Source organism: Mesorhizobium sp. M2A.F.Ca.ET.043.05.1.1 (assembly GCF_003952445.1).
Classification (GTDB): domain Bacteria; phylum Pseudomonadota; class Alphaproteobacteria; order Rhizobiales; family Rhizobiaceae; genus Mesorhizobium.
On record NZ_CP034446.1, the window covers coordinates 2,380,096 to 2,400,528 of the forward strand.

The following is a 20,433-nucleotide window of genomic DNA, read 5'->3' on the forward strand; positions in this document are numbered from 1 at the left end:
TCAGGACGAGCGAAAGGGCACGCGCGAAGTTGCGGTCCATGGGAACCTCTGAGCTTGTTGATGAGCGGAAGTTGCCGGCGTCGATGCGCCTGCGTCAGGCAGCGTTAGCCGGCAGGTTGCTATTGATCGCTACTACGGAGCCGCACGTTCTCGTCCGAGACCTTGAGCGCGATGTCTCGAAGGGCAACCAGATCGTTCGGCGGCGCGCGCCCGATCAGCGGCACTGAAGAAAATACTTCTGGGTAGAGATCGAGTCCAAACCTGTCGTTGACGGCTTGCACGTCCGGCGGGACGGTCTCTCGAATTCTCTCTTTTATGCGGCCAGGAAGATCAAACTTCGGACCCTGCACCATCTCGACGATCTTGGTCGCGTCGTCGGTCGTCCTTTCAGGGTTGATCCTGCCATCCACAAACAACGGCCTGATCGAGTTCAGCTCATCGATGGCATACGCTGCCCTGAGCGACATCGACTGGTTTTCGCTGGCCGGTATCGTCGCCGCCAAGTCCAGAGGGGCGTATCCGGGAAGCCCAATTTGTCGGCAGAACGCGGCGACGATTCCGCCGCTTTCGGTAGCCGCGCTTTCCAGCGATCGAACCTCTATCGCATCCTCGCCAAAGGCTGCACTATGCTCGCTCAGTCTAATAGCAAGGTTTGGCGTGGCAATATCGCTACCCTCCGCCGACATGTCCTCGATGAGATAGCCGTGCCGCACCATCTGCTGCACATTGCTGATTGTGTAGGCGACCGGACTGCGGGTCCAGAACAGTATCCGAACCCGATCTACATATTCGAAGAGCCAACGCCTGAATGGGCTTAGTTCGAGCCGTGTGTAGTTTGACAGGTTCTCGGCGCTGAGCAGAAGGGTATGCCAGCCAGGCAGAGCCAAGTGATGGTCGAAAAGCGTGCGAATTTCACGCTGCACATCTTCGATGCTCTGGCCCGGCTTTTGCATGCCCATGAGTTCGATCATGGTAGCTGGTGTCGGGCCAAACAAGGCGGACACGGGTTCGGAATGGTTCGGGACGGAGCCCGGATAAAGAATGCCGAACTCTTTCAGAAGCCTCGCCCGGTTTCGAAAAAAGCCTTCTGGATAGTCGAAGTGCCGGTCTTCGGAAGACCGGCGTGAATGACTGCTGTTTTGCCCTTCATGCCCATCAGACAGGAATTATCTGGTCCGGTAGACTCCGACAAGCGCCTGCTGTCAGGAAGTAACGCCTTTGATGAGCGCATAGGCGATAACGATCGCTTCCGAGAGTGAGCCAGCGGTATTGTTGCGAACATCGATCGTCGCGGAGCCGGCGGCGCAGCGGGCGTTTAGCGAGTAGGAACCGGTGTGCCGCCGGAGATATGGTTCAGCACAAGAAGATCAGTCGCGGCGATGGCGCTATCGGTCAAAACAAAGCTGACGATAGTGCCAGCCGCCAAGGCGGCAGCATTCATGGTGATCTGGCCGGTAGACGTGTTGAGCGTCATGCCGGTGGACTTGCTTGTCGCCTGGGTGACCGTGCCGCCGGCCCCGGCGCTATAACCGATACCCGCACCAGGGTTCTGGGTTCGGATGTTGCCACCGCTGGTGATGCCGCCAGTGGCAAAAATACCCTGGCTGAATAATAGGAGGTTGGTCGAGTGGGTGACCGTGTAGGCGCCGCCGTTGAAGTCCAAGATGCCGCCAGACGGGAAGAAGATCTTCGTGCCCGTCGTAAGCGCCGGGACCACGACCGAGCCGGTTCCTGCAGACGAAAACACATAATTGCCGTTGACGCCGATGTTGGCCTTAAGTGTCCAGGATTTCGTGTTGTTGCCGTAGTAGTAGGTGATGGCGTGGCCGGTCGCCATGGCAATTGCTTCGCCGGTATTGCCGTCAGTGCCATTGGTCCCGTTGATGGCCGTGAAGCCGAAATTGATGCCCTTGTCGAAGACGGCATCATTGTTCCAAAAGTTTAAGCCAGCCGATGCCCCGAACTGCCCGGCGGTCCCGAGGCTGGCTCCTGCGGCAATTTGAAGGCCAATTGTCTGAGCGGCATTCTGTGCGAAGGGGTTGATGGGAACCAAGGATGCATAGTTGATCGGGTCTATCTCTATGCCCGTGCATCCTCCGAGCGATCCCGACATGCGGTAGGCTTCGTAGTATGCCCCGAATGCACCATTGGTGAATGATGAGTTGTTGTTGACGCCGACGCCCAGAACGCCGATCGAATTGCCAAGGCCGCCAAGATTTGAAGTCTCGGCGGCCGCGGTGATAGCATTTGCCGAATTTGAGTTTGAACTCGTTAGAACTCCCATCTGTGAGAATTCAAGGAACCCGACAGAGCGGCCGCGCGCCAGAAGAAACGTGGTGAGCCAGTCCGCCTGTGAAGCCACCGGGCTGGCTTTGTTGTTGACCGCATTTCCGACAAACACCCGGTCGGCGAGGTAATGCACCGCAGCGCCGAGTGTCTGGAGGAATTGCCCAGTTTCCACGCTCCCCGACTGGATGCACGCTCCCGCCGAACCAGTTGGGTTGGCGGAACTTGCGATGTAGCGAGGATCAGACGCAGTGATCTGCGAAGAGAAATTGCCTGCAGTCCAGTTGAACCGGAAGGGGCGCCCCGTCAGCGTCAGATAGCGGCCACATCCTTCGAGGTATCAAGAGCTTGGAGAGCCGCAACTGAGGTGACATAGGGCGAGACGGCCAAGTTGACGCGAGCCGTCGGAACGCTTGCCACATCAGACAGGTTGGCCGACTTGACCATCTTCAAGCCAAGATCGGTCGCGATCTCCGACAGCGTATCGAATGCCGACGAGACGCCGCTGAGCACGACATCGATCGCGGCCTTTACGAACCCGGTGGTGGCGATCTGGGTCGTGTTAGTGCCCGGCGCCGCGGTCGGCGCTGTCGGTATGCCAGTGAGCGCAGATGAGGCGAACAAGAAAGACTTGATCTGCGTCCATGTAGCGTAGACCAGGCCGAATCTCGCCGCGCTGTCGCCTCCGAACACGCGGTCGGAATCCACCGGGATCGCTTTGGGCGTTGCGTTCAGCTCGTCGACAATGTCCTGATAGGTGTCGACGATCGTGAGCGGATCATCGCCAATTTGTGGGTCGATGGTTTCGAAGCGGAACACCTTGCCAGCGTTGACCGAGCCTTCCTGCACAATGAGAGTCGTCCCCCACTGCACCGTGCGCGCGGTGCGAGCGTCTGCGGCGCGAAACCACTGGCCCTCGCTCGCCGTGTAGATGCCGTTCTGGGCCTGGTCGGCCTGGTCCTTGACCAGCACGCGGTCGCCGACTTGCGTCAGCACGCCGTCGATGGTCTGCAGGCCGTAAAGGGTGATGTTGGCGGTCGTCGCCAGGCGCACGGGTTCGCGCTGGTCACGTAGACGACATCGGCCTCGGTGTCCCAGGCAAGCTCGACCGCGGCGGAAGGATGGTCCCAGCCGAAATCGAGCGCGCCAATCCTAGGCCACCAGCGCGGCAGCTTGAACGGCTCGCAGGCGATCAACTCCTCCGCCACCGGGAAGATGCGGCCGGAGCCCAGCACCGGAATGCCCTTCGCGCGCGCCTGGCGCTCATGCTCGGGATAGGCCGCGATGATCTCAGCGCGTTGCTCGGGGCTGTAGTGGCCGGCATCGTCGATGGTCATGAAGGTAACGTGGCGGGACATGGCAACTCCAGTTCCTCGCCCCGCCAGAGCGGGGAGAGGTGGCGCGGCGAAGCCGCGACGGAGAGGGGGCAGCGCCGACGTTTGATGGAAGAGTAGGGAGGCTATTCGTCGAACGTATCGCTCTACGAAGGCCCCTCTCCGGCCGCTGCGCGGCCACCTCTCCCCCCGCTTCGCGCGGGGCGAGGAACAAAGCTCAACCCTTATATCCCTCGTTGACGCAGTCGTTCTTCCAGGCCCAATCGAAATCGGCCTGCGACATGGACGAGCCGAGGCCCGGTTCGACATAGGGGCCGGCGCCGTCGATATAGATGATGAAGCGCGCTTGCTTGGTGAAGATGCCGACCTTGCTTGTGACGACGCCGCAGGTCTGTCCGGTCGCGCTATCGCCGGTGAGATCGACATGCGAGACGGTCGCCTCCGGATTGTTGACCAGGCCGCGCATCCTGGCTTCCGCCGCAGCGATCGCATGGGCGCGCCAGTCGCTGCTGGAGCCGGAGCAGGCCGAGAGCAGCGCGCAGAGAAAAAGCAGTTCTGGTAGGGGTCGCATGTCGGCTCCGGATCGTGCCGGAAGCTACTCGACCTCCGGTTGCGGCCAAAGCGGCATCGCCAATCATGGTTTCGACGCGGTTTCGCGAAGCGCTCGTTCATCGCCCACGCAAGTGGGGAGAGGTGGCGCGGCGAAGCCGCGACGGAGAGAGGTGGTGCCGGCGTTTGACAAAGAACGGAAAGCTGCTCGTCAAGCTTGTCGCCCTACGAAATCCCCCTCTCCGGCCGCTGCGCGGCCACCTCTCCCCCGCCTTGCGGGGGCGAGGAACGCAAGTTCTGAACCGCTTCAGCACTCAAAAACCTCAGCACCACATCGCTCATGCCGAGCAGCGGCGTGAAGGTCACGATCGTGATGCCATCCGTGGCATTGGTGCGGGTCAGCCCCTCGGAATAGATGTCCAGCGGCGGCTCCTCGTCGAACCAGACGCCGTGCAGCGTCTCGCCCTGCCATTTCTCGCGGCCTTTTTCGTAGCTCTTGAAGGAGAGCACGCTTTCGCCGGCCTGGACGTCGCCGCCGCCGCCCCAGCGCACGACGACGCTGTCCAGCGCTCCGGGCGCGCCGCGGCCCATCACGGTGCCGGCGATGGCATTGGCCGGGATCATGCCCGTGCCCCATTCGCCCTGCTGCTGCGGCGGGCCGACCAGCACGCGCTGCGGATTGTCGCGCGTGCCCTCGCCGGTGACGCCGGCTGCCCAGAGCCGCACCGGCTGATCAAACACTTTGCCCCCCACCAGTCTGGATAGCGGCCGGTGAGGTGCATGGCCCATTCGGCGCCCCCTGCCCTGGTCTTGCCGAGCTGGTTGCCGGCCATGAACAGGCGCTCGCGGTGGGTCGCGCCCGCGGCGTGAAAGGCGGCCTGCCGCTCGTATGGCGTGTAGGCAGCAAGAAGATTACGGCGCCGCCTTCGGTCCAACTCCTCGAGCAGCGCCAGATAGGCCTGCATCGCTGTCGAGGAGCGGCCGGAGGCTCGCCTCGAGACCGCGGATACGGTGGCGGATCTCCTCATCGCTCAGCTGCTCGAGACTGGTTTTATCGGCATCGAAACTTTCCGAGCTGGCTGCAAAATCCTTGGGCAGCAGCGTCAGCACGACCTTCAGATACTGGTCGGGCTTTTCGGCCCTGACCGCGGCGATGACGCCGGCGCCATGAGCGCGGAAATCGGCGCGAAGGGCGGCGGCGAAGTCATCGACGAGCGTCTTTGGCAAGCGCTTGCGGCAGGCGGCGGCTTGAACAGCTGCGGACCTCGCCGGTTTCGCGCCGGCAGGCTTGCGGCTCGCGGCCTTGCCGGTGTCAGCCCTGGGCATCGGACAGTGTCGCTTTCGCTGGTCTTGCCTTGCGCGGCTTGCGCGCCGGCTTCTTGCGCGGCTTGGCGCGCCTCGGCGGCTCGCCATCGACGGCCGGCGCGGCAATCGCCTTCAGCTTCGCTGTCGCGGCACGGACCACCGAGGCATCGAGGCACGGGCGCGGGAAGCCGAAACCGGCGACCGCGTCGACCGGTCCGCCGCGCACCATACCGATGCGCACGCCCGGCGCGACCTGCTCGAGGCGCCCGGTGCGGCGCGGCGGGTCCGCGCCCTCGAACGCGCCGATGGCGCTGACGATCTCGGCGCCGTCATCGGCGGTGATGATGGTGGCGTAGCGTGGCATGCAGCCTCGGGCAGAATGATGAGGCCACGCTCCTTCGCGCCAGCGCTCGAAAGAAATGGATGGCCGAAAAACAAACCCGCCTCGCGGCGGGTCATTGGCGCAAATCAGCACCATGAACAAAATAATAGCATAGCTGCCTTCACGGGGCAAGAGGTTGCAGGCATATTTTCCTATCCTCCTGAAACCAGCCTTTGTCCCAGGTCTGCTGGCAAAAAACCCGATGCGCCACAGCCAGGGATTGAACCGCAGGCAAAAGCCGCGCGAGTTTTTGTCGGAACCAACCGTGGTCCGACGGGTTCCACCCTCAGTCGCAAACGCGACAGACCCTGCAACAGACGAACCGTCTCGAAACAGAGGAGAAGAATCATGCTCAGGAAGATTCTCGCGGCTTCGGCCCTGACAATCGGCCTTGCCACGGCGGCGATGGCCCAGACCGCGAACTCGCCCGATAACTCGGCCGGCAGCGGCCAAAGCATCACAGTCGAGCCGAGGACGCCGGCCACCCCGCCGCCTGACCAGATGGCGCCCGACACCGGCACGACCGGCAGCATCACCGGCGGCGATATGAATTCCAACGCCGACAAGAACTGCCCGAACAGCCCGCAGGGCGCGCAGGGCGATGCCAACAACACCGCTACCAGCACGGTGCAGCCGAACGTCAACGATAACAATTGCGGCAAGTAGGCCAGCAACTCGCGCTCGCAAAGGCCGTGGAGCAACTCCACGGCCTTTGTGTTGGAGCCGGCCTCACCGGCTCGGCAAGGGCGGTCGGAACCATGCGGCCTTCCGACCGTTGCAAGGGGCACAAAGGAGAAACCCATGGCAGACAATGAAAGCAGCAGCGGTGGCGCAGCAAACGGCGCCGGCACCTCGAACACTAGCCCAGCCAGCGAAGCGCGTCCCCGTAACGCCGCTTCGCGCAGCAGCGGCGCGTCGCGCAGTGGCGCCGCATCGCGCGGCAACGCCAGGGCATCCGAGGCGGCCATGAAGAAGCAGATCGCGGAGTTGAAGCGCGAGGTGAACCGCCTGAACCGCGCTCTTTCCGAGCAGGCCGAGGAAGCGTCCGAGACTGCGCAAGGCTGGTACCAGAGCGCGGCCGACCGTGCATCGAACCTCTATAGCGGTGCGGCCGACCGCGCGTCGAACCTCTACAGCGGCGCCTCCGGCCGCGCGTCACGCGCGGCAAGCCAATTGCGCAGCCAGGCGCAGAGCGTTTCGGAAACCGTGCAGCAGAATCCGGGCACTTTCTCGACGGCCATGCTGATCGGCGGCCTCGTCGGGCTGCTGGCCGGCATGGCGATCAGCCGGACCCCGGACCCCGAGCCGGACTGGCTGCATCGCTGGCGCAGATAGGCATTTCCGGCCCGGCTCGAGCTGCCGGGCCGATCAACGGTGGTAAGCGAAGGCTGCCTTGCAGCGGCCGCGCGGAGAGAAGGCCGGGCCGGCGCGCCCGGCCTTTTTCTCTTTAGATGCCGGGCTTTTCATTTCAAGGTTGTGTCGTCCCCATCCTTTTGCTGTGGCCGGTTGTCCCGGACTGGTCATTAGCCGGAGCTTATGGGATCATCCCCCGGGGAATCGCGGAGAGCAGCATGGACAGACCTGCCATGGCATCCGTCTTTCGGATGCGGCATGTGCCTGCAAGCATTTCGGGCGTTCGCAGCCTTGGCAGAGGCCAGGCCGATCCGTTCTTTCATTCGAGACCACTCGGCGAGGCGATCCGCTTCATCGCCCAGGCCGACGGCCAGTACGACCTCAGCGCCGTCGCCATCTTCTACGGCGACCGCCAGACGCCACCGCTCGGCAACCGTGAGATCAAGCAGCTCTGGAGTGAGTATGGCGAGCGGCTGATGGAGGCGTAGAGCCGCGCAAGCCTTCCCGCCGGATCGGAAACGCCGCTCATGCGTTCTTGTGGCGAGGTCAATGGGAGGAACGCCATGAACGTCGCCAATCTCCAACTCGAAGGCCTGCTGATGGCCGTCGCAGCGATCAACCACGTGCTGGTCAAGAAAGGTGTGCTCACCGTCGAGGAAATCGACATCGCGCTGCGCAAGGCCGAGGCCGGCGAGACCGGCGAGGAGCGCTCGGAGGCGATCTCGGCCTCGAACCGCGACGCCATCAATTTCCCGATCCGCCTGCTCGAGCTTGCCAACCAGTGCCAGCCCGAGGCGGACATGCCGTCCTTTTCGAAGCTGGCGCGCATGGTCGGCCAAATGAAGGAGCCATATAACGACCAGATGTGAGGGGGAAGGTCATGCCATCCCCGGCCAGCCCTGGCGCAGGGCCAGCACAGTGCCCGGGCCGTGCGCCGCGGCGTAGAGCAGGCCGGCGGCGAAGGGGAAATGCGACATGAAGGCGCCGAACTCGGCCTGGTTTCCGACCCACTGCGACGGGCCATGGAAGGCAAAGCCGAGGAAAACGACATAAACCGCGCCGATCAGCGCCAGCGGCGTCATGAAGGCGCCCGTCAGGAAGGCGATCACCAGCAGCGTCTCCAGGATCGCCGCGCACCAGGCCAGGAACAGCGGAAACGGGAAGCCGGCGGCGGCGATGTAGCCGGCGGTGGCGCCCATATCCATAAACTTGAAGGCGACGGCCATCGCGAACATGGCGGCGAAGATCAGGCGGGCGATGAGAATGGCGACGGTCTGCCAGGTCGATTGGGTTTCCACGAGTGTCCCTCCGGTTGAAGTGGTTGATGTGCTCCAAGGACGGACGAAGGGCGATGGTTCCGACAGGGGGTGGGAGAATTTTTGGCGACGGAGACGCGGCGCCTCTCCTTCTCCCCTTGTGGGAGAAGGTGGATCGGCGCGCTAGCGCCGAGACGGATGAGGGGTGTTCCAGCGGAGTGAGGGGTGGGTGTTCCCTGGAACACCCCTCATCCGGCCGCTTCGCGGCCACCTTCTCCCACAAGGGGAGAAGGAGAATGGTGCGCCGGATGGCTGATCGAGTCCCGCACGGTGCCGTATTCGGCGCCCCAGCGGTCGGTCATGTCGCAACGGATGTCCCACAGTTCGGGGAAGAAGCGGTGGCGGGCGCCGCCTTCCAGCATCTCCACCGGCCTGCCCTTCAGCGACTTCGAGCCCAAGCCGATCGAGCGGTGGATCAGATAGAGGTGGTTGGCGCGGAATTTCTGAAACAGCTCGTCGAACTCGATCAGCGCCTCGGCCACGACATAGGCGTCGCCATGGTCGTAATGCTCGTCATAGATATCCGCCACGGTCAGCCCGCGGCCATCGAGGTAGGCATGCTTGAAGGCCCGCCAAAGGTCCGGCGGCAGGCGCAGCAGGAATTTGAAGCCGGGCGATTCCTGGCCGCTGCCATTGCCGAGCTGCAGGCGGATCTGCTGGTATTCCTTGGGCGACATGGTCTCCAGCAGATCGAGCTGCGCCGTCATCATACGCATCAGCCGGTGCACGCGGCCCATCAGCGTGACGATGCGGTGCGTGTCCTGTTTCTCCAGATAATCCAGCAGGTCGACCAGCGTGTAGGCGATGAGCTTCATCCACAGCTCCTCGACCTGGTGCACGATCTGGAACTGCAATTCGTCGGCGTTGACCATCTCGGCAAGCGGCTTCTGGCAGGCGAGCAGCTGGTCGCATTTCAGATAGACGCCGTAGTCCCGCATCTCGGGCGCCTCGATGCGGGCGTGATAGTCCGTCTTGTCCATGGCTCATCCTCCTCGGGGCATGACCGCGCCACAAGGATAGCGCCTCCGGCTTGAACATTGTTCCTTTCTGTTATCCAAATGGCATGAAATGAAGGACGATCATTGGCCATACCTGTTCCAATGGAGAACGAACCGTGCTGGATGCCTTGGACCGCAGAATAGTCGCCGCGCTCGAGCGCGATGCGCGGATCTCCTTCGGCGAGCTCGCCGAGGAGGTCGGCTTGAGCAAGACGCCGTGCTGGAAGCGCGTGAAGGCGCTGGAAGAGGCAGGCGTCATCCGCGGATATTCGACCCGTATCGACCCGGCCAGGATCGGCTTCGGCATCGAGGCCTTCATTCAGGTGTCGATCGACTTCGAGCTGTCGGACGCCTTCGAGGCGGCGGTGAAGACGCACCCGCTGATCCGCCGCTGCTATGCCACCACGGGTGAAGCCGACTATCTCCTGCAGATCGTCACCGTCGACATGATGGCGCTCGACCGGATGCTGCGCGAGGAGCTCAGCCGCCTGCCCGGCGTGCGCCGCACGGTGACCTCGATGGCGATGCGCGAGATCAAGGGCGACATCTCCTTTGCCGAGGCGGCGGCGCGTGCGCTGAGGGGATAAGGCGAGCCCACCGAATGGCCTGAGCGCGCCGGCCGTGGAGGCGCGCCGAGCCCTGACTTTTTCTGGGATGATCGAGAACGGGCGTCGAACCTGTCTATAGTCGTGACGGGGGTACGGCGGTGGCGGGTTTCATCTCAATGAAGATCAGGGCGCAGGCTGCCCGGCGATGGCCGGCGCGAGGCTTACGGATTCTCGAATTCGCCTCGAAGGCCGATTTCGCGCGCCTTTCCCTTCCGAGAAATACGCTGGCCACGGCGCTTCTGGCATCGACCTTGCTGCTGCCGGCGGCCATTTCGAGCCGTGCCGCGTCGGTCCTGCCAGAGCCTCGAGACGGGCTCCACCAGCCGGATGCGAAAGCCATGCTGCAGGACGCCAAGCGCGCGCTTCTGGCGGCCAATGGTGGGAATGGCGGCAACGTCGGAAACGGTGGCAATGGGGGGAACGGTGGCAATGGGGGGAACGGCGGTAACGGTGGCAACGGCGGAAACGGTGGCAATGGAGGGGACGGCGGCAACGGAGGGAATGGCGGCGGAAACGGTGGCGGCAATGGCGGCGGCACCGGAAACGGCGGGAGCAATGGCGGTGGCGCCGGAAATGGTGGCGGCAATGGCGGCGGCACCGGAAACGGCGGGAGCAATGGCGGTAGCGCCGGAAACGGCGGGAGCAATGGCGGCGGCACCGGAAACGGTGGCGGCAATGGTGGTAACACTGGAAGCGGCGGCAGCAATGGCGGCCATGGCGGCGGCCATCACGACTCCAATGTCGGCCATTCGGACGGCGGACCCCGCTCCTGCGGAGCCTCCTCACGAGTGTCTTGCTGACGCCGCTTGACCTCGAAGCGCCGCGCGCCGGAGCGGCAGAAAGCAACGTCCTTCCAGTTTCCAGTTCCGGCTCGCCGCTCCGGCGGCGCGATGAACCGCCCTATGGGCCGGTGCGGTAGGCGAAGTCGTCGATCGCGGCCTGCCAGTAATGCTGTGTGCGGATCTCGAGCCGCGTGATGCGCCGATAGTCGGCCGCGAAATAGACCAGACCGTTGGCGGACAGCGTCAGCTGATCCTCATAGGCGGGCTCATCGCCCCGCCATGCCTTGAGGATGAGCGTCTCGCCCTCCGCGTCGTCCCAGCCGGCGCCGAAATAGGCGCCCGTGAAATCGAACGGCTTGTCGCTGAGCACCTGCGCGGGGTGGCCCGAGCTGTTGTAGGCGATGAATTCGCCCGACATGGTGGTGTTGACGTAGCCCGGGCCTTCGGTGAAGCGCTGGTGCATGGCAACGAGGTTGTACCAGTCGAGCCCGCCATAGCCCGACGGGACCTCGAACACGCCGGGCGACGTCATCAGGTCGTCGAAGCCGACGACATGTTCTATGGGCAGCGGCGCCACGGCAGGTCCGCCCTTGTCGGAGAACGTGGAGAGCACCACCGGCGCGGCGCCGACCACGACATGCCGCCGCTCGGTCGCCCCGGCGGCCGAAAAATCGACCAGCCATTCGCCGGGCGCCACGGCTGCGCTGAAGCCCCCTTCCGGACCGACCTTGGCGGCGATGCCGACGCCGTCCGGCCCTGTCAGCGAAACGCGTGCCCCGGCGGCGACCGTGCCACTGATCGTCAGATCCGCCGCAAGCCCGACCGGGTGGGTCGTCGTCTTTGCGATCATGTCGCCCGGCGATCCGGGCGAAACGACATAGTCGCTTTCCTGCGCGGCGTTGCCGGTGGTGACCGAATAGGCTGGCGGCGGCACGACGCGGAACGCATAGTGCCCGGGATCGACGACTTCGAAATCGCGGTGCAGGACCGACATGCGGAAGTTGGCGAAGCCGCCGGCATTGGTCAGTCGCATGATGGTGCCGGCGTTCGGCCTGTCGAGCTCGACAGCCACGCGCGACATCGGCCGGTCGCCCAGATCGTAGACGCCGTTCCTGTTGAGGTCGCGGAACACCAGCAACGACGTGTTCATCTGGCCGCCTGCGAAGGAATTCCATGTCCGCCTGGGATAATAGTCACTCGCATCGCCGGCACGAGCCACGCCGCAGACCATGGCCAGGCCGGCGGCGACGACGACCGCGCCCGGGAACAACGAACCACGCTTCACGAAATTTCTCCTCCGGCGGTCGCCGCCGATCCGATCCCCTGGAGACGCGCGATGACCTTGTCCACGGCATCGGCATCGAAATAAGCGAGATAGAGCAACGCCATGGTGGCGCTGAACGTGTAGACCGGCAGCGTCACATAGATGATGGCGTGGAAGGCAAGGCCCGGCAGGACCAGATAGCGCCTCGTCGCGCGAAACGGCAGGCCGAAGGCAAGGCAATATTCGAGCGCGACCACACCGAAGGATACGATGGTGGCGAGCCAGGCAAGGCCGGACGGATAGTCCGAACCGGCGTAAAACCAGAGGAATATCTGCTCGAGCCGCGCGCCGCTGAGAAAGGCATAGTTCGACTTGTCGAAGGCGGCGAAGAAATAGAGCACCGAGAGCTGCACCACGATCAGCCGCAGCCCCCACAGGTTGCCGCGCTCCACCGGCAGTAGAACGCCCGCACGCTCGGCGCGTACTACCGCCAAATAGCGGTCCAGCGAATAGGAGCGGTCGCAAGGGGTGAGCGCGATCAGGAGCGCCGCGACGGCAAGCAGATAGGCATGGTGGTGGGTCCAGGGCTCGCGGCCAAGCTCAAAGCCGAAGTAATAATACATCGCCAGTCCGACCGAGCCGGTCCAGACGGCGGCGGCGCGGCTGTGATAGCCGACGAAGAGCAGCGCCGTGGCGAGGAAGAAGTTGGCGGCGAGAAACAGGCCGGCCGGCGACTGGTCCCTATAGAGCAGCAGCTCGCCCGCCCAGCGCGACCAGAACAGCATTGCCAGGCCGATGCGGATCAAGGCGGACGAACGCGACGAGCCTTCCGTGCCGGCCGCCCAGGCGGCGAAGCGCGCCGCCATGGCCGGCGCCGGACGCCAGTCGGCGATGGCTTCAGTCGGCGCAGGCATTTTCGGCATCGGTATGGATCGTCTGCCAGCCGCCGCGCGTGCCCAGCCGGGCGCGGACACGGATGTCGACGCCCTGCCCGGCGACCGTGCAGAGCCGCTTGATGACGGAAGCCAGTTCCTCGCGGTTCGGGATCCACTTCAGCCTGCCGTTGCGGGGCGCGCCGAGCATCTCGAACCGGTCGAGCGGGACAAGCGCGCCGTCGGGCCCGCGGATTTCGAAGGAAGCGTCGATGACGCCCAACCCGATCGCGCTGAACATGGTCCAGGAACGCAGCCACGGCGATTGCACCCCGAAGACCTGCTCCGCGGCCGGACCGGCGATCATGAAACCCGCGATCGCCATGAAAGCGCAAATCCGCAGGCGTCCCGCCGACAGCCGACCGGCAGGCCGCGCACCTATCCTGATTGAGATGATATCCGCCACCCGCGCACCCCCCGTCGCGATCATAGACCGGTTCAACGCCAGGTCTTCGATCGTCCCAGAAAAAGTCAGGGCTATGCGTAGGTCAGAAAGGCCAACAAGCAGGCGACATGGACCGCCTTTATTGGGTCAGACGACCTTGGCCCGTCGCAGCAGCCTGCGGTCCGCGCAACGGGCCAAGTGGCCTGCCTTTTGCCCGCCAGCTAAAGGCTGGCTCCTCCCATCCTCCGCTTCAGGGCAGCGGAGAGCTCGAACAATGACCGGGTTGTGCGAGGCTTGGCGATAACTTTTGTTAGTCCCAACTAAAATAAGCAACCCGGCGCAGGCTAGCGACCGGCGTGGTGGATCGCTGGCAGCGTCTGGGAGACGCTGAGCGTAGCGGAATAGACGGGCCTGCCGACTTCATCATGGACGGACACGGTCACCGTTTCATCCAGGTCGCTTGAAGCCATTTCGTCGACGGCGATGTCGTGCAGAGCCTTGAGCGCTTCTCGTCGCATCTCGCTCAAACTGCCGAGATCGACCCAGGCATCACCCAGGCACTGCCCGTTTCGGATGACCTCGAACCTGTAATTCGACATGTGCCATTGTGAGACGAAGGGATAGCAGCCGCATTAAAATTTGAGAGCCGGCTTGCTGACAAGGTTCGGCGATCGTCGAAGGGGACCGATAACCCTTCACTGAAGACCGCCCGCCGATCTGGCCAGCAGCCCGGAGCGTCATTTAAAAAAGATGCAGCAACGCTAAAATTAGCCTGTGCACTGTCAGAATTTGAGGTCGCCGAGCCCGCCCAGACAGCTCACTTTGATGGTGCGGCGAACTTCGATTCCCCGGGCCGGCGCCGGGAAATCCACCCCAACAGGCAACGGGCGCCGGTCACTTACATTGGCGACGGGCTGCCATCATCGCGCCCCGCGAATGATCCTAACCCTCCTGCTCCTGCGGTAGGCCGTCGGTTAGATCGTAAAAATCGGATTTCGAGCCGACGAAAATATGCTTGCCAAGGCGCAGACCTGTCGGTGGGTCAAGGGTCCCGGCAGCGACGAAGGTTTCACCGCCTGGAGCCGCCCTCCAGAACAGGTTGCTGCCGCAGCGCGAGCAGAAGCCGCGTTGGGCTTTGTCTGACGAGCGGTACCAACGGAGACTGGACGAGGACAACAGTCGAAGATCCACCGAACGGCAGGCCGCCATGGCTGCGAAGTTGCCGCTCGTGCGCGCGCATTGGGTGCAGTGGCAAGCTATAGGCTGGGCAAGCTCACCCGCAATTTCATAGCGTACGCCCCCGCATAGACAATGACCCGATGACATGGAGAGCCCCTGGGCGACCTAGCGCCGTTGTTGCCGGATGAAATCCCATGGCCAAAGCCCTAGTGCTGATCCCCTGAGCGCTGGGGACCGGAGGCTTGGAGCCGGCCGCCCGCGCCGCCTCTTCCTTCTCGGCGTCGGCCTTGCGCTTCGGGCATTCCTCGAAATCATGGTCGCGGCCGCCGCAATAGGAGCAGCATTTGGCGGGATCGGGGTGGAGCATCGAGGCCATTCCCAAGAATGCACGAAAAGGTTTCCGGTTGCAGCAATTGCGTGAAGCCGCCGCAACAGCCGCCCTGCCCATCCCGAGAGAGCAACTTCAAGGAGCTCGCCGCTCGCGCGGCGGGCTCCCGACCGATCACCGGTCACGCATGCGCGTGAGGATGACGGAAGTCCCAGACGGCCCAGGCCGATGCCACGACCACCAGCACGCCGAGGACGACATGCGTGGTCATGACATTCGTGTCAGCCGCAAAGCCCAGAAGCCAGGGCGACACGATCAGCCAGAGCCCGAGGACGGCGCTGACCCATTCTTCCCACTCGGCGAACACCGAAAGCGTCGCCAGCGCCAGCGCGCCGAGCAGAACGCCGACGATCCAGGCGTTCCACGCGGGCACCATCGCCGCGGTGAATCCGATGACCCAGGGTGAGATGAAGAGGCAGATCGCGAGGACCAGAGTGATCCAGTCCAGGCTCTTTCTTGTTTCCATCATTGCCATGACAACCTCCATGGAGCTTGACCAAAGCAACTGTATCCGCGTGGACATTGCACGCTCAGGATTGATGTAATTACGCTTTTGCAGCGCTGCAAGGAGGGCCTGAGCGGCCGCGGCTCGCCCGGGCCGATCTCATCCGCCAGACGGCAAGGTGCAAATCACATCGGCGCCGGCCACCGCGAATAGACGCTCAAACGGCGATGTCGCCGTCGGTCTCGGCGCCGAGCTGCGGAACGATGATTGCCTCGAGCGGCGCGTCGAGCGCCCATTTCAAACTGCCGTCCGAGCGTTCGAGGCTGGAAGAACCGCTCAGCGACTGCGGAGCCACCCGCTGCAGCACCACCGTGCCGAACCCTTTTCGTTCGGCAACCCCCTTCTCCTTGCCGTTCTTCTCAGCGACCCCAATTCCTGCCGCGCTGGACGTCTCCTGCCACAGAAGATGAAACCGCCGCCGCGCGTCCGGACCCATCTCGACCTTCCAGGTGATTTCCACATGGCCCCCGTCGACGGCAAGGGCGCCATATTTGGAGGAGTTGGTGCCGAGCTCATGGAAGGCCATGCCGAGATTCTGCACCGCATTCGACTGCAGCGTCAGCAGCGGCCCGGACAGCGAGATGCGTTCCTCATGGCCGAAGGGCTTCAGATGCTCCTGGACCAGGTCGAACAGGCTGGCGCCGGCCCATTCCGAGGTCACCAGAAGGTCGTGCGAGCGCGACAGCGCCATGATGCGCGCGCGGATCATCTGCTCGAACTCAGCCGGATCGGTCGAGCGCTTGCTGGTTTCCCTGACCATCGACAGGATCACCGCGAACTGGTTCTTCACGCGGTGATTGACCTCGCGCATCAGGAGCCGGATGCGGCGCTCGCTTTCCTTGGCGGACGTGATGTCGCGGGCGATCTGCGAGGCGCCGACGATCTCGCCGGCGTTGTTCCTGATGGGAGAGACGGTGATCGACACCGCGATCAACGAGCCGTCCTTGCGCTTGCGCGTCGTCTCAAGGCTGCCCACGCCCTCGCCCCGGCGGATGCGGCCGATGATCTCGGTTTCCTCGCTGTGCATGTGGTCGGGGATCAAGATCAGAATCGACTTGCCGATCACCTCCTCCGCGCTGTAGCCGAACATCCGCTCGGCCGCGTGGTTCCAATCGGTGATGACGCTGTTGAGGTCCTTGCCGATGATGGCGTCATAGGAAGAGTCGACGATCGCCGCGAGGCGCGCGTCGGCATTGGCGTTCGGACGAAAGATCCCCCCTGGACTGGTCATGCGCATCAAATAGGGCCGCCCGCAATCAAGGCAACATATCCGCTGGGTCGCATCCGCTTACGGCTTGGGGTCGCCGGGACTATCGCCGGCCGCCCTGTCCGCAGATATCACGCCGAACTCCTGCGACTTCACGCCCGCATTCGCCGTGAGGAACCCATCCGAGGCCAGCCCTCGACGCAAAAGTTCCCGGACCGCGGCCGAACGGCTCGGCATGCGCTTTTCGAAACGCCAGTTCTCCAGCGCCGCCAACTCCTCGTCGGTCAGCATGATCTGCAATCTTTGCGGCCGTTCCAGCTCAGCCATGCCTGCCTCCCTGACAGACAAGAATGCTACGAATGAGTAACTTGCTCATTGTGAGTAGAAGTAGGGTCTGTCTCATAGGACGTCAAGAATGACCAAGCTGTGAAAGACGGCACAAGCTAACGATACCAACGATGCGCCGAAACCACATTTGTTGTTCTATGCTAACTTATTGATTTTCTTTCGTCTTTCCAGCTTTTTTGCTTGCAATCCGTGACCGTCGGGCGCATGCTGGAAATCGAGGGATAACCTCCAGGAAAGGAGGCAGTCCATGTTCCGACGATTTTCCATCCGCTTGCGCGATGACGCCCACCACAGGGTCCAAAAGGCCTTGCGGACCAAGGGTATCGTCAACATCATCCGGCTTTCCGAAGAAATCAGGCTGGATCATCTGGCCGAGAACATCGCTCGCGAGGACATCGAAAGCCTGGTGATGGAGGTATCACAGCTCTACGGGGCGCCGATCGAGTTCGACGACGAGGCCCTGACGGCGCTCGACCTACCGGAGGTCCTTAAGCCCGACAATCGCACCGACCTCGAAAAGGTGCTGGATGGGCGCATGTCCGGCGGTGAGATCAGCATCGACGTGCTGCATATGAAACGCTGCTAAGCGCGTCGCGTCTGACCGACCTCAATCGACCGCCTAATCGCGGTCGTCATCCACGGGCGGAGCAAGGAGCGAAGCGACGCGCGCAGACCCGAGGATCCATGCCGTTACTTGGAAGCGCCGCGATGGTCCAGAATTCTGCACCGTTGTACACTTCGGTCCAGGTAACGGAATGGATTTTCGCTTCGCTCCTTGCTCGACCCTAGAATGACGAGATTCAGAAGCCTCCAGCTCATCGCCGACGTTTGCGCTGACTACCCGGCGGACGTTGATAGCCTTGCCCTTGAAGCCTGCAATGTTTCAACATCACTGCGTTGAGGAACTAGCCCTTCTTCGCGCGCTTCGGAGCGGCTTTCCTTGGCAGCACCACTGGCGCTTCGGCTTCCTGCGCCAGCCTGGCCGCGCGCAAGCGCTCGGTCTTGGCCGCCCTTTCCTTGGCTTCCAGGTCCTGAATCTGCCGGGCGACACGAGAGGTCGTGTCGGTCTTGGCTTCCGTGCGGGATGGGACCGGCTTGAACAGGCCGGTATCCGGTAGCGACTTCATCGTCATCTCCTTAATCAAAAAAGGCCGGGCAAAGCCCGACCTTCTCCAACGCGCCTCTGCGGCCAATGCCAGTACATCCGTGGTCAAGGACCGCGAGGCGCCGTGATCAGGCGGCTTGCAAATTCTCGGCCGAGCTTTTGCCGCTGCGGGCATTCTTCACGACGTCGAAGCTGATCTTCTGGCCTTCGACGAGGGAGCGCAGCCCTGCGCGCTCTACGGCCGAGATGTGCACGAACACGTCCGGCTGGCCGCCGCCCTGCTCGATAAAGCCAAAACCCTTGGTGGAATTGAAAAACTTCACCGTTCCAGTAGTCATTGCGATCTCCTTACAAATCGACGCAAAATGATACGCGCCCGGCAACCGCCAAGCGACGAATTCTTCGAAATTGAGAGGGAAGATCGTAGGGGCGCATTTTGCGCGAAAACAACGTTCTTTCAGCAAGATCGATTTGCCCTATATAGCTCTTAATTTCCTCAGCGACAAGGGCTCCGGGCAGAATACTTCAAACCGCGGTCCGACCAAACCAAAGCAGTTCCGCCGGAACGGTCGATCCGACAGAGCGTTGGTTTCCTGATTCAACGAGCGGGTTTCCTGAATGGGGCAGCAATGGCCAAAAGGGACAACAATCCACCCTCTCACGACGTGGTGCAGCGCCTGGTGCGGGAGACGGGCATCAGCGAGGCACAGGCGCGCGATCTCGTCCGCCTTATCGGCCTGGACTGGAGTTCTCTTGTCCGCGAGGCCAAGTTGATCGCTTCCCCGCCCCGGGATTAAGTCCGGATTCAGTTCCTGGATTCCAGCTGGCCGAGGATGGCGAGGCCGGTTTCGTATTTCTCGGGCGCTGCGCCCGCCTGGTGCGCCTGCCAGAGATTGTCGCGCAGATCGGCTATCTTCACCGGCAATGCCAGCTCGTTCGAGGCGGCGCGGCAGAGGAAGCCTTCCTCGCTCTCGTCCATGCGCCGCGTCAGCGCATCGACCGCGGCCACCACCGGCTGGCCGAACCCGGCGCCCTGCAGCCTCTCCAAGGTCCAGCCGTCGCCTTTCTCGACAACGTCGTGCAGGTAGGCGACGGTCTTTTCGTCCAGCGTCTCGACGGCCTCGGCAACGCGCCTCAGATGTTCGATATAGGGCCGGCCGGTCTTGTCCTTCTGCCCGCGATGAGCCTGCTCGGCGATGTTTGCTGCTTCGTGAAGCATGATCCTTCCTATCTTGTCACAATAGAGCCCGCCTCGGCGAGGGACGGCCGAGGCGGGCTTGCTCGGGTCTGGACCCGGTCGGTGGCGCGCCTTTCGCGGGGGGAGCGGGGCTGCGCGCCATCCTGCCTTCCAGAACAGCGGCGCCGGGCGAATGTTCCCGCCCGGAGAAAAAGACTTGTCCGCAGGAACCTCGCGATCGCGATGCCGTTAGCCCTGCGTGTCCAACAGGAGGTACGGCAAATGGATTGGAACCGCGTCGAAGGCAATTGGAAGCAGGTGAAGGGCAAGGTCAAGGAACAGTGGGGCAAGCTCACCGACGACGATCTCGACCGCATCGCGGGAAAGCGCGACCAGCTCGAAGGCAAGATCCAGGAACGCTACGGCATCGAGAAGGATCGCGTGCGCCGCGACATCGATGACTGGTACAGCCGCCAAGGCTGGTGACATCCGACTTCGTCAAGCGGGGCGCTGCCGCTCGGCAGCGCCCTTTTTGCTGAGCCGTTCAGGATTGCGCGAGGCGGCCGCGTATCTCTTTCTCGCCGCCGCCGCTGAAACCGCCATGCCCCCCTTCGGCGCCCGATTGCGCGTCGTCCACCTTGGCCGAGGCGCCAGGCGCATCCCGCCATGCGGCGGCCGGGGCTGAAATTCGACTTTGCCGCCGTCAGTGCTGGAACCTTCATTCGCGGTCCGCATTTGTTGTGGCCATGGATGTTTTCGACGCAAATTCTCTGGTCATCGAACGGGCTAAGGCCCTGCGCGCCGAAAACAGCCGCATGCGGGAACTGGCTTGGGCGTATGTGGAGCAATCCAGGGCCCTCGCCCAGCAGTTGGCAGCGATTCGGAACCAATCAAGCCGGGCATTGCCGACGATGGGCGACTTGACTGAGATCGAATGAGCCCTAGATAGCCCAGATCGCTGGTAACCCCCACTGGACACCATTAGCGGCTGAGAGACGACGAACGCGCTCCCGTCTGAATACGGGAGAGC

General features: G+C 63.2%; 30 protein-coding genes and 1 pseudogene. 8 read left to right on the plus strand and 23 right to left on the minus strand.

Features of this window, described 5'->3' with window-relative positions; translation table 11 throughout:
* Positions 1-119: 119 nt before the first annotated feature.
* The 9 genes and pseudogenes from EJ069_RS11520 to EJ069_RS11555 all read right to left on the minus strand — a co-directional run bounded on the left by EJ069_RS11520 (position 120) and on the right by EJ069_RS11555 (position 5,838).
* Entirely contained in the window at positions 120-971 is an 852-nt protein-coding gene (locus EJ069_RS11520; RefSeq protein ID WP_126061383.1) for a hypothetical protein, read from the minus strand.
* 344 nt (positions 972-1,315) lie between these two features.
* On the minus strand, positions 1,316-2,422 hold the full coding sequence (locus EJ069_RS32990; protein ID WP_210211327.1) for a hypothetical protein: 1,107 nt from the start codon (positions 2,420-2,422) through the stop codon (positions 1,316-1,318).
* 176 nt (positions 2,423-2,598) lie between these two features.
* On the minus strand, positions 2,599-3,339 hold the full coding sequence (locus tag EJ069_RS11530; protein WP_126061384.1) for a hypothetical protein: 741 nt from the start codon (positions 3,337-3,339) through the stop codon (positions 2,599-2,601).
* A complete protein-coding gene (locus EJ069_RS11535; protein WP_348639366.1) occupies positions 3,276-3,644 on the minus strand; it encodes a terminase family protein in 369 nt (122 codons plus the stop codon). The genes EJ069_RS11530 and EJ069_RS11535 overlap by 64 nt, the downstream gene beginning before the upstream one ends.
* 193 nt (positions 3,645-3,837) lie before the next feature.
* Complete coding sequence (locus tag EJ069_RS11540) at positions 3,838-4,191, minus strand: hypothetical protein (protein ID WP_126061385.1); 354 nt, start codon at positions 4,189-4,191, stop codon at positions 3,838-3,840.
* A 203-nt stretch (positions 4,192-4,394) separates the two neighbouring features.
* Positions 4,395-4,910, minus strand: a complete 516-nt coding sequence (locus tag EJ069_RS33255) for a terminase family protein (RefSeq protein ID WP_245456509.1) — start codon at positions 4,908-4,910, stop codon at positions 4,395-4,397.
* A 54-nt stretch (positions 4,911-4,964) separates the two neighbouring features.
* Positions 4,965-5,134, minus strand: a pseudogene (locus EJ069_RS33900) (terminase); the annotation flags it as partial.
* Positions 5,082-5,495: a hypothetical protein gene (locus tag EJ069_RS11550; RefSeq protein ID WP_126061386.1), complete on the minus strand. Its 414-nt coding sequence runs from the start codon at positions 5,493-5,495 to the stop codon at positions 5,082-5,084. The pseudogene EJ069_RS33900 and the gene EJ069_RS11550, both read right to left, overlap by 53 nt.
* Entirely contained in the window at positions 5,482-5,838 is a 357-nt protein-coding gene (locus EJ069_RS11555) for a hypothetical protein (RefSeq protein ID WP_126061387.1), read from the minus strand. The genes EJ069_RS11550 and EJ069_RS11555 overlap by 14 nt, the downstream gene beginning before the upstream one ends.
* 366 nt (positions 5,839-6,204) lie before the next feature.
* On the opposite strand from EJ069_RS11555, the gene EJ069_RS11560 reads away from it, so the two are divergent.
* The 4 genes from EJ069_RS11560 to EJ069_RS11575 all read left to right on the plus strand — a co-directional run bounded on the left by EJ069_RS11560 (position 6,205) and on the right by EJ069_RS11575 (position 8,078).
* A complete protein-coding gene (locus EJ069_RS11560; RefSeq protein WP_126061388.1) occupies positions 6,205-6,522 on the plus strand; it encodes a hypothetical protein in 318 nt (105 codons plus the stop codon).
* A gap of 135 nt (positions 6,523-6,657) precedes the next feature.
* Positions 6,658-7,191 carry a hypothetical protein gene (locus EJ069_RS11565; protein ID WP_245456510.1) on the plus strand — a complete coding sequence of 178 codons (534 nt, stop codon included), beginning with the start codon at positions 6,658-6,660 and terminating at the stop codon, positions 7,189-7,191.
* 236 nt (positions 7,192-7,427) lie between these two features.
* Positions 7,428-7,697, plus strand: a complete 270-nt coding sequence (locus tag EJ069_RS11570; RefSeq protein WP_042639987.1) for a hypothetical protein — start codon at positions 7,428-7,430, stop codon at positions 7,695-7,697.
* A gap of 75 nt (positions 7,698-7,772) precedes the next feature.
* On the plus strand, positions 7,773-8,078 hold the full coding sequence (locus EJ069_RS11575; protein ID WP_041001284.1) for a hypothetical protein: 306 nt from the start codon (positions 7,773-7,775) through the stop codon (positions 8,076-8,078).
* A gap of 9 nt (positions 8,079-8,087) precedes the next feature.
* Here EJ069_RS11575 and EJ069_RS11580 read toward each other — a convergent pair whose 3' ends face one another.
* Together EJ069_RS11580 and EJ069_RS11585 are read right to left on the minus strand one after the other, a co-directional pair.
* Entirely contained in the window at positions 8,088-8,507 is a 420-nt protein-coding gene (locus EJ069_RS11580; protein WP_126061389.1) for a DoxX family protein, read from the minus strand.
* 206 nt (positions 8,508-8,713) lie between these two features.
* Entirely contained in the window at positions 8,714-9,505 is a 792-nt protein-coding gene (locus EJ069_RS11585; protein ID WP_126061390.1) for a tryptophan 2,3-dioxygenase family protein, read from the minus strand.
* Between the two features lie 134 nt (positions 9,506-9,639).
* On the opposite strand from EJ069_RS11585, the gene EJ069_RS11590 reads away from it, so the two are divergent.
* On the plus strand, positions 9,640-10,110 hold the full coding sequence (locus EJ069_RS11590) for an Lrp/AsnC family transcriptional regulator (RefSeq protein ID WP_126061391.1): 471 nt from the start codon (positions 9,640-9,642) through the stop codon (positions 10,108-10,110).
* A 182-nt stretch (positions 10,111-10,292) separates the two neighbouring features.
* On the opposite strand, the gene EJ069_RS32715 is transcribed toward EJ069_RS11590, so the two are convergent.
* From EJ069_RS32715 to EJ069_RS11635, 9 genes are all read right to left on the minus strand, one after another.
* Positions 10,293-10,859 carry a hypothetical protein gene (locus tag EJ069_RS32715; RefSeq protein ID WP_189476294.1) on the minus strand — a complete coding sequence of 189 codons (567 nt, stop codon included), beginning with the start codon at positions 10,857-10,859 and terminating at the stop codon, positions 10,293-10,295.
* 172 nt (positions 10,860-11,031) lie between these two features.
* Positions 11,032-12,198: a hypothetical protein gene (locus tag EJ069_RS11600; protein WP_126061392.1), complete on the minus strand. Its 1,167-nt coding sequence runs from the start codon at positions 12,196-12,198 to the stop codon at positions 11,032-11,034.
* Positions 12,195-13,091, minus strand: a complete 897-nt coding sequence (locus tag EJ069_RS11605; RefSeq protein ID WP_189476297.1) for an HTTM domain-containing protein — start codon at positions 13,089-13,091, stop codon at positions 12,195-12,197. The genes EJ069_RS11600 and EJ069_RS11605 overlap by 4 nt, the downstream gene beginning before the upstream one ends.
* Positions 13,075-13,434 carry a hypothetical protein gene (locus tag EJ069_RS11610; protein ID WP_126061394.1) on the minus strand — a complete coding sequence of 120 codons (360 nt, stop codon included), beginning with the start codon at positions 13,432-13,434 and terminating at the stop codon, positions 13,075-13,077. Before EJ069_RS11610 ends, EJ069_RS11605 begins: the two co-directional genes overlap by 17 nt.
* Before the next feature lie 404 nt (positions 13,435-13,838).
* Positions 13,839-14,093 (minus strand): hypothetical protein, encoded by a 255-nt coding sequence (locus EJ069_RS11615; protein WP_126061395.1) that lies wholly within the window; start codon positions 14,091-14,093, stop codon positions 13,839-13,841.
* A gap of 343 nt (positions 14,094-14,436) precedes the next feature.
* Positions 14,437-14,820 (minus strand): GFA family protein, encoded by a 384-nt coding sequence (locus tag EJ069_RS11620; protein ID WP_126061396.1) that lies wholly within the window; start codon positions 14,818-14,820, stop codon positions 14,437-14,439.
* Positions 14,821-15,182: 362 nt separating this feature from the next.
* Positions 15,183-15,536, minus strand: coding sequence for an SPW repeat protein (locus EJ069_RS11625; protein WP_126061397.1), 354 nt, complete (start codon positions 15,534-15,536; stop codon positions 15,183-15,185).
* Positions 15,537-15,723: 187 nt separating this feature from the next.
* Positions 15,724-16,803 (minus strand): PAS domain S-box protein, encoded by a 1,080-nt coding sequence (locus EJ069_RS11630; protein ID WP_245456512.1) that lies wholly within the window; start codon positions 16,801-16,803, stop codon positions 15,724-15,726.
* Between the two features lie 51 nt (positions 16,804-16,854).
* Positions 16,855-17,100 (minus strand): hypothetical protein, encoded by a 246-nt coding sequence (locus EJ069_RS11635; protein ID WP_126061398.1) that lies wholly within the window; start codon positions 17,098-17,100, stop codon positions 16,855-16,857.
* 268 nt (positions 17,101-17,368) lie between these two features.
* On the opposite strand from EJ069_RS11635, the gene EJ069_RS11640 reads away from it, so the two are divergent.
* A complete protein-coding gene (locus tag EJ069_RS11640; RefSeq protein WP_126061399.1) occupies positions 17,369-17,707 on the plus strand; it encodes a hypothetical protein in 339 nt (112 codons plus the stop codon).
* 319 nt (positions 17,708-18,026) lie between these two features.
* Here the strand turns inward: EJ069_RS11640 and EJ069_RS11645 are convergent, their stop codons facing one another.
* From EJ069_RS11645 to EJ069_RS11655, 3 genes are all read right to left on the minus strand, one after another.
* Complete coding sequence (locus EJ069_RS11645; protein WP_245456513.1) at positions 18,027-18,248, minus strand: hypothetical protein; 222 nt, start codon at positions 18,246-18,248, stop codon at positions 18,027-18,029.
* Positions 18,249-18,354: 106 nt separating this feature from the next.
* Positions 18,355-18,564: a cold-shock protein gene (locus tag EJ069_RS11650; protein WP_126064700.1), complete on the minus strand. Its 210-nt coding sequence runs from the start codon at positions 18,562-18,564 to the stop codon at positions 18,355-18,357.
* A gap of 467 nt (positions 18,565-19,031) precedes the next feature.
* Positions 19,032-19,445 (minus strand): HD domain-containing protein, encoded by a 414-nt coding sequence (locus EJ069_RS11655; RefSeq protein ID WP_126061400.1) that lies wholly within the window; start codon positions 19,443-19,445, stop codon positions 19,032-19,034.
* Between the two features lie 240 nt (positions 19,446-19,685).
* Between EJ069_RS11655 and EJ069_RS11660 the strand changes: the two genes are divergently transcribed.
* Both EJ069_RS11660 and EJ069_RS11665 read left to right on the plus strand, forming a co-directional pair.
* Positions 19,686-19,889, plus strand: a complete 204-nt coding sequence (locus tag EJ069_RS11660; RefSeq protein ID WP_126061401.1) for a CsbD family protein — start codon at positions 19,686-19,688, stop codon at positions 19,887-19,889.
* Between the two features lie 260 nt (positions 19,890-20,149).
* Complete coding sequence (locus EJ069_RS11665; RefSeq protein ID WP_126061402.1) at positions 20,150-20,341, plus strand: hypothetical protein; 192 nt, start codon at positions 20,150-20,152, stop codon at positions 20,339-20,341.
* Positions 20,342-20,433 lie beyond the last annotated feature (92 nt).

Excerpts from the sequence above, each read along its gene's own strand:
- EJ069_RS11650 (WP_126064700.1), bottom strand. The coding sequence starts at position 18,564 with ATGACTACTGGAACGGTGAAGTTTTTCAATTCCACCAAGGGTTTTGGC.
- EJ069_RS11625 (WP_126061397.1), bottom strand. The coding sequence starts at position 15,536 with ATGGCAATGATGGAAACAAGAAAGAGCCTGGACTGGATCACTCTGGTC.
- EJ069_RS11550 (WP_126061386.1), bottom strand. The coding sequence starts at position 5,495 with ATGCCCAGGGCTGACACCGGCAAGGCCGCGAGCCGCAAGCCTGCCGGC.
- EJ069_RS11570 (WP_042639987.1), top strand. The coding sequence starts at position 7,428 with ATGGACAGACCTGCCATGGCATCCGTCTTTCGGATGCGGCATGTGCCT.
- EJ069_RS11540 (WP_126061385.1), bottom strand. The coding sequence starts at position 4,191 with ATGCGACCCCTACCAGAACTGCTTTTTCTCTGCGCGCTGCTCTCGGCC.
- EJ069_RS11520 (WP_126061383.1), bottom strand. The coding sequence starts at position 971 with ATGATCGAACTCATGGGCATGCAAAAGCCGGGCCAGAGCATCGAAGAT.
- EJ069_RS32715 (WP_189476294.1), bottom strand. The coding sequence starts at position 10,859 with ATGGCCGCCGCCATGGCCGCCATTGCTGCCGCCGCTTCCAGTGTTACC.
- EJ069_RS11605 (WP_189476297.1), bottom strand. The coding sequence starts at position 13,091 with ATGCCTGCGCCGACTGAAGCCATCGCCGACTGGCGTCCGGCGCCGGCC.
- EJ069_RS11560 (WP_126061388.1), top strand. The coding sequence starts at position 6,205 with ATGCTCAGGAAGATTCTCGCGGCTTCGGCCCTGACAATCGGCCTTGCC.
- EJ069_RS11635 (WP_126061398.1), bottom strand. The coding sequence starts at position 17,100 with ATGGCTGAGCTGGAACGGCCGCAAAGATTGCAGATCATGCTGACCGAC.
- EJ069_RS11645 (WP_245456513.1), bottom strand. The coding sequence starts at position 18,248 with ATGAAGTCGCTACCGGATACCGGCCTGTTCAAGCCGGTCCCATCCCGC.
- EJ069_RS11610 (WP_126061394.1), bottom strand. The coding sequence starts at position 13,434 with ATGGCGATCGCGGGTTTCATGATCGCCGGTCCGGCCGCGGAGCAGGTC.
- EJ069_RS11585 (WP_126061390.1), bottom strand. The coding sequence starts at position 9,505 with ATGGACAAGACGGACTATCACGCCCGCATCGAGGCGCCCGAGATGCGG.
- EJ069_RS11555 (WP_126061387.1), bottom strand. The coding sequence starts at position 5,838 with ATGCCACGCTACGCCACCATCATCACCGCCGATGACGGCGCCGAGATC.
- EJ069_RS11575 (WP_041001284.1), top strand. The coding sequence starts at position 7,773 with ATGAACGTCGCCAATCTCCAACTCGAAGGCCTGCTGATGGCCGTCGCA.
- EJ069_RS11565 (WP_245456510.1), top strand. The coding sequence starts at position 6,658 with ATGGCAGACAATGAAAGCAGCAGCGGTGGCGCAGCAAACGGCGCCGGC.
- EJ069_RS11615 (WP_126061395.1), bottom strand. The coding sequence starts at position 14,093 with ATGTCGAATTACAGGTTCGAGGTCATCCGAAACGGGCAGTGCCTGGGT.
- EJ069_RS11665 (WP_126061402.1), top strand. The coding sequence starts at position 20,150 with ATGGATGTTTTCGACGCAAATTCTCTGGTCATCGAACGGGCTAAGGCC.
- EJ069_RS11655 (WP_126061400.1), bottom strand. The coding sequence starts at position 19,445 with ATGCTTCACGAAGCAGCAAACATCGCCGAGCAGGCTCATCGCGGGCAG.
- EJ069_RS11660 (WP_126061401.1), top strand. The coding sequence starts at position 19,686 with ATGGATTGGAACCGCGTCGAAGGCAATTGGAAGCAGGTGAAGGGCAAG.
- EJ069_RS11620 (WP_126061396.1), bottom strand. The coding sequence starts at position 14,820 with ATGTCATCGGGTCATTGTCTATGCGGGGGCGTACGCTATGAAATTGCG.
- EJ069_RS11535 (WP_348639366.1), bottom strand. The coding sequence starts at position 3,644 with ATGTCCCGCCACGTTACCTTCATGACCATCGACGATGCCGGCCACTAC.
- EJ069_RS11640 (WP_126061399.1), top strand. The coding sequence starts at position 17,369 with ATGTTCCGACGATTTTCCATCCGCTTGCGCGATGACGCCCACCACAGG.
- EJ069_RS11630 (WP_245456512.1), bottom strand. The coding sequence starts at position 16,803 with ATGCGCATGACCAGTCCAGGGGGGATCTTTCGTCCGAACGCCAATGCC.